This window comes from Pedobacter sp. 05L430 (genome assembly GCF_056397585.1).
Window position 1 is genome coordinate 1 of sequence record NZ_JBFTNT010000269.1, and the last position, 5,872, is coordinate 5,872.

General features: G+C 36.6%; 7 protein-coding genes and 1 pseudogene. 1 reads left to right on the forward strand and 7 read right to left on the reverse strand.

Going from position 1 to position 5,872, the window contains the following annotated elements:
* A pseudogene (locus tag AC1DG9_RS22100) lies at positions 1-493 on the forward strand (MFS transporter); the annotation flags it as partial.
* A 352-nt stretch (positions 494-845) separates the two neighbouring features.
* On the opposite strand, the gene AC1DG9_RS22105 reads toward AC1DG9_RS22100, so the two are convergent.
* The 7 genes from AC1DG9_RS22105 to AC1DG9_RS22135 all read right to left on the reverse strand — a co-directional run bounded on the left by AC1DG9_RS22105 (position 846) and on the right by AC1DG9_RS22135 (position 5,782).
* On the reverse strand, positions 846-1,097 hold the full coding sequence (locus AC1DG9_RS22105; protein WP_216854465.1) for a HepT-like ribonuclease domain-containing protein: 252 nt from the start codon (positions 1,095-1,097) through the stop codon (positions 846-848).
* Positions 1,098-1,169: 72 nt separating this feature from the next.
* The gene (locus AC1DG9_RS22110; protein WP_172662703.1) at positions 1,170-1,481 is read right to left on the reverse strand and encodes a nucleotidyltransferase family protein; all 312 of its coding nucleotides are present in this window, start codon (positions 1,479-1,481) and stop codon (positions 1,170-1,172) included.
* Positions 1,482-1,543: 62 nt separating this feature from the next.
* Positions 1,544-1,960 carry a hypothetical protein gene (locus AC1DG9_RS22115; RefSeq protein WP_337716031.1) on the reverse strand — a complete coding sequence of 139 codons (417 nt, stop codon included), beginning with the start codon at positions 1,958-1,960 and terminating at the stop codon, positions 1,544-1,546.
* 31 nt (positions 1,961-1,991) lie between these two features.
* Positions 1,992-2,363 (reverse strand): hypothetical protein, encoded by a 372-nt coding sequence (locus AC1DG9_RS22120; protein WP_172662701.1) that lies wholly within the window; start codon positions 2,361-2,363, stop codon positions 1,992-1,994.
* A gap of 413 nt (positions 2,364-2,776) precedes the next feature.
* The gene (locus AC1DG9_RS22125; protein ID WP_477635246.1) at positions 2,777-4,330 is read right to left on the reverse strand and encodes a TlpA family protein disulfide reductase; all 1,554 of its coding nucleotides are present in this window, start codon (positions 4,328-4,330) and stop codon (positions 2,777-2,779) included.
* A 96-nt stretch (positions 4,331-4,426) separates the two neighbouring features.
* Positions 4,427-4,678, reverse strand: a complete 252-nt coding sequence (locus AC1DG9_RS22130; protein ID WP_172662699.1) for a hypothetical protein — start codon at positions 4,676-4,678, stop codon at positions 4,427-4,429.
* 57 nt (positions 4,679-4,735) lie between these two features.
* Entirely contained in the window at positions 4,736-5,782 is a 1,047-nt protein-coding gene (locus AC1DG9_RS22135; RefSeq protein ID WP_337716028.1) for a hypothetical protein, read from the reverse strand.
* Positions 5,783-5,872 lie beyond the last annotated feature (90 nt).

Here is a 5,872-nt window from a genome sequence, read left to right on the forward strand (position 1 = left end):
TTTAAGTGCTGCAAAGTCTGGATTGTTGTTGGTTCCGTTTAGTTTACTCTCGGCCGTTGTGGCAAAATTAGGGATACCTGTATTAACCAAAAGGCTTACGGTTTCGCAACTGGGCATAGCCGGAATGCTGTGTATGCTTATTGGCGGATTGTTTTTAACCAGTAGCGTGCTGTTTAATCATTCGCTGGTTCTGGTACTGCTATCGGCCACCTTTGTTACCGGACTAGGGATGACATTGAGCTACACCGCCCTATCGGTACTCTCTGTACAAGGCATTCCTAAAGCGCATTATGGTCTTGGATCTAGCATTGGTACAACATCGTATTTTTTAGGTGCAGGTATAGGGCTTTCTATATTAACACTGTTCATGAAATCTAAGGACATAGCCGTTTCAGTTAATATCGTATCGTTAGTTGTTTTGAGTATTTATGCGCTTATAGGATTGACTTTGATGATTAGGCACAAGACCTCCGCGTCCCTTGCAATTCTTTAAAAACCAATTAACTTTCCCTTCTTTTAGCGGAGGGTATAAACTATTCACACAGATCGGTTGACAGGGCATTGATAGGGTCTTTCTAATAGTTAACTCTCTTAAGATTATTGGGGCTGGAGAATGAAATATTAAATATATATAGTTTCGACTATCCCTTGTAGCATCAGACCTTACAAATGGTTCGGTCATGGCATACTAACGAAAGGAGTTATATAGGTGTTTCATAGGTGTATTGTAGGTGTACACACCTATGAAACCTGAATGAAACGGAAATGTTATCCGGATATTAGTATTATGCTTAAAGAACCTTGACCGAACCATTTGTAAGGTCTAACCAAAGCAAATAATTTTTCTAATTCTCTGAGATGATTGCCTGAATCTCTGCTTCAAGATCAGGTAATTTAGATACTATTATATCCCAAACGATGTCATAATCTACTCCAAAATAATCGTGAATTAACCGGTTACGTGTATTAGACATTTTTCTCCATTCTATATTGGGGTATATAGCTTTAAACTCATCATCAATTTTGGTACTAGCCTCACCAATAATTTCCAAGCTTCTAATTATAGCCCTTGATAGAACAGGATCGTCAACTACCAAGTCTCTATTTTCCCTTTGACAGCGTTTAGTATAAAAGAAACTTCTTCAAGAATATGCTTAAATAACTTAACATTAGATGGCAACATGCTCAGCTTGTTTTAAAATATGTGAGCCAATATATTTACTTAGTGATTGTGGTGTCACCAGCTCTACTTTTCTACCTAGCAAGTCTTCTAAGAAGAATGACAAATCCATAAAATTATCATAGCTTTTTTGGCTGGGGTCGAAATCGACTAAAAGATCAACATCACTATCCACATCAAGTTTCCCAGAAATAAACGAACCAAATATGCTCAAGCTCGAAACTCCATAAGATTTCAGCTTCTGGCTATTAGCCTTAAGTAATGATATTAATGTCCGTTTATTCTGAACTGCAGTTTGCATAACACAAAGATACTAAATAATGACAATCGTCATAAATGTAAGCCATTAATATCAAGTAGTCGCTATTTATTTCCAGGCCTAATTAACTCATTTTTTCGGGGKGTTTTTAGGATTTTTATGATCTCTCTTTTCAGTTCCTTACTCTCGTAATATTCAATACAATCCATTAAAATAGGCTTACGCCCTTCATAGTCATCAACTTGAGTTGGAGTAATTGAGTTCATCAGTTTCTTTGCCAATGAATCCAGTTTATGGGCGTGGTTAGTAGAGCCAAACTCATCACCTACTGCGTAGTATACAGCGAGACTGATGTCCTTAGAACCAACAACTTCCTCACCAAATGCAAAATAAATGCACGCCGCCAGGAAATACTGACGATAAACCTCTCTCATTTCTTTTGGTGAAGGTATCTTTTGTGAATAAGCTTGGCTTATGAAAAAAGAAATAAAAATCACAATAGCACAAGCTTTTACTTTCATAGTATAGTTTCCTTTTGAAATTACTTATGAATTAATTCCAAATATTTGTTCCGAACAAAATGCCAATCAATTTACGGTCTTGTCTATACTTATTAAAATCTGCCGGTACGCCTAAGTTGAGTTTAGTTCCATCACAATAGTATTGATGTTGATTAGTTGAGCTAAACTGGGCGTTTTGTATTTCTATAACTTCACTATCATTATATCGATAAAGTACTATACCGTTAATCGTGGGCTGACCCGACATTTGTGAATATTCGTCCTTAAGCCAGGCTATATTCTTTAATGGATCTTTTGTTCCACATACCGTTAATACTTCTTTTCCATCAAGCGTTGCCTTTTTTTTACAAGAAACGGCAGTTATTATTAATAATAAACAAATTAAGCTGGAGATTTTTTTCATATAACATCTTCATTTTATAATGATTACATAAATCTAATACAAATCCTAAACATCTGCATCAGTTATCATGACTTAAAATATGACTTCGGACAATCTATAATTAAATACTTTCGAGATTATTTTGTTTCCTATATTTACTTATTGACCCTAGTACATAAAAGCAATAAAGCAAAACTGCTAACGATATTATGAAAGTTGGCACAAGATATTTTAACGGGTAAGGACTTTTAGCAAGATCAGTGAAATAGCAAATTATACATATTAAAGACAACGGAGCTACAAAGCCGCTTAATCCGATTAGTCCAGCGGATATCATTTCTTTAGCTTTTAAATTTTCCATAATAATTTAGGTTGGTTTGCTAAAGATAGCGATTATTTAAAACGAGCATTTATAAACCATTGGCATCCTTGGGTCACTTCCAATAATCAATGGGAAATTTCCCGGGAAAGTACTTTTGGAATTCGCTTTTCATGTTGTAAGAAGCAAAATTATCATCCTGTATTTTACCCTCTTCTGTTACCAATACATACCGGGGGATTCCATTGAACCTGAATAGCTCTCTCAGCGCCAGATACTCGTCAGCCGTGATTCTATGCGTATTTAACATCAGATTCTTTTTGATATAATCGTCATAAAATGCAGCTCCTGTATTTTCGCTATCTGTTACATATACAAAATCAAAATCAGGATTGTCCTTATATTTCTTCCGGAACTCCAGGCTGCTCTCTATTCCGGCACGGCATGGTCCACAATTCTCCGCCCAAAAATCAACGATCAACACCTTTCCTTTTATTGGGTTAATGATTTTTTTGAATACGGCTGCTGCTGTGGTATTAGGTAAGTCGTAAGCTACATTTCCTATTTTATATTTGTCATACATTCGATCCATCTCTCTCAGCAGAAAGGGTTCTTGCACGGTTTTTAATAAATCAGTGGTTTCCTGGGCAAAACTTCTCTTTTTGTACTCGTAGAACTTAAAATCAGAAGTTAATGAGCGGAGTTTGGCGATGTCGTAAACCAAATTGACCTTTTTATTTTTACTGAGATAGGCCGAGTCTAGTTTCAAAAAGCCCTTGGTTTTCTGGTTTTGAAAAAGAATCTTCCGTTCGAACACGGGGGAAAACTCAAAGCGGTTTACAAACGTCGAAAAATCATTGGAAACTAACAGCAATTGATCATCCAAATCAATCTTACTTAAAAAATCGAAGTAGTTTTCAGGCATGGGCAACTTTAATATTTCATTGTCCGGCGCCTGTTTCTGGTAGTAGGTGCGCGACATTTCGTAATCGAACAAATAAACGGCATAAGTCAGATCAACCTGGTTGGCTACCAACTTCCTTACCCTCTCCGACGTCTGCTTTACCTCCATGGTACTGTCTACCTTTTCCCTGGTACTTTCCCAATTGCGAAGCTGAGCTTGCTTAAAGTCATTGGGCGTCTGTGTTTTCCGATACTCATCTAAATTATTGTAGTCAGGGCGGGGTGGCTCAATGGCAGCTAACTGATMGTTGATCGCCTTATTGACGCCCAGGTATTCAGTGGTCTTATCACCTAGAATGATCCCGGTGGTAGTCCCTGGCTCGGCATAAAATTTTATGCTTTGATCATTAAAATGTATACTGGAAGACATGGGATGTATAGCCGGCAAGCCACACTCAAATCTTCCATCTTTGTAGATCCTTACTATAGTTGGTAAATCTTCCCTGGTAATGTTATTTCCATGGTAGATGATGCCACTGGAATATTTCGCGTTTTTATCATACCCTTTGATATAGCCAACGATTTTAATAGAATCGCGCAAGAAGAAGCCTTTTTGGATTGCTTTACGTTTTTTAAACGCCGTTTTTTCGGTCAGCCATTTCTGAACATACATCGGTACCGAAGCATCAGCTTTGGGTTGATCTGTGGTTTGTGCCTTGGTGATGAGCACGAGAAAGATGAGCGCGAGCAAGTTAAAATATTTCATGAGTTCGGTTAATTTTCAAATGAATATACCGAATAATCATTGCATTTCCACAGGCCGAACAGTATTGATAGGCTACAAATTGCCTAAATCTATATTTTAGCTATAATTTTTAGTGGCTGTTTTGAGATAAGTGAGCATCCAAACAAAAATCGCTACGATGGCTAAATCGTATAGTAAATTTAAAGATATAAAAGAGATCATGAAAGAACTTCCCTCTACCCCCTCGAAAGTCTTTTTTTGCAAATAAGGGAACAGAAAGCCTAATTCGACAAATGAGAAATGATTCCATAGTAATGGTAGTGCAGACATTAATGCGAAACACAAAACCCCAATTAAAAAATATTTCATACGTTTAAGTTAAAATGTCAATTTATGGGACTACAAGCGTTTTATAATTTAGTCATTTCACTTCGTGGTGATGAGAACACCCCAAGAATAACCCTCTATCAAATAATCTTTTTTTAAGGTATTTTTATCTATAATAAGTACACTCTGTAAATTTTCATTAGTAATGCCCGAAAGGCCTGCTTCATGATCTTTCAACAGTGGTTTACCATTCAAAATATAGAATATACTGCTTTCTTCGTCTGGACTTGGCACGTGCTTCAGATAATCATCAGATTTCGATTTCAAAGATGTCCAATATCTTTTCTTGACAAAAGAGATTGTTTCCATGTACACTAAACCATTCTCAGCCTCGGCTCCAAACCGATCTGTAGCGTTCTTACCTTTATAAACAGTAACCACAGCTATGGTATTCGGATCTACGCTATTCATCTCACCTCTAAACACCTGAACACTATCCAATATGAATACCGGATCATTTGTTGTCTCTACCAAAGTAAAAGATTCTTCAGATGGCACATAACAAGACATCACTAAATCAACACCTTCAATTGGTTGGTTTAAATAATATGCTTCGTCAATCGGATACATCGGCTTTTTGGATCTGTCAATCTTAACGAAAAAGGAAATAGTATCATTTGACAGATTCCAATAGTCTGAACAGCCTCGCGAACCCCATTTTCCCTCAAGCGTTGGAAAGCGCTTAAAGACATCTTTTGCCTTTAACTTACTAATATCAATGTCTGTATTATCAATGAACTTGCCTTTATAATCGGTAGTGAGCCTAATTTTACCGATCAAATCTCCGTCTCGTTCTTGTTGAAAGATAAGTCCTGGTTGTTTAGTAGTAGCAAAACCTTTTTTAGCGATGTATCTTGAATCTAGCTGCTCACATCCGGAAGAGTAGTTCATTTCTTCCACCTCTATTTCATGAAGATCATTGTAATTTTTTCTTAATTCAGTAATCGTGGTGCCACAAAGCGAAAAGCCTAAAATGCTGACAACAGGCTTGGTCTTTGTACTTATGGTTGTGTTTTGGCTCTTTGATGATAAAGCAAAGAAGAAAACTAAAAGGAGTAGATAAATTTTTAAGCGGTTAATTTTCATGCCCTGCAATTGATTTTTCTAAGGTAAGAATATTGTTAAACTTAATTCACTCACCAACTTCTCTTTTCTCGTTGTTTTATTATATATATA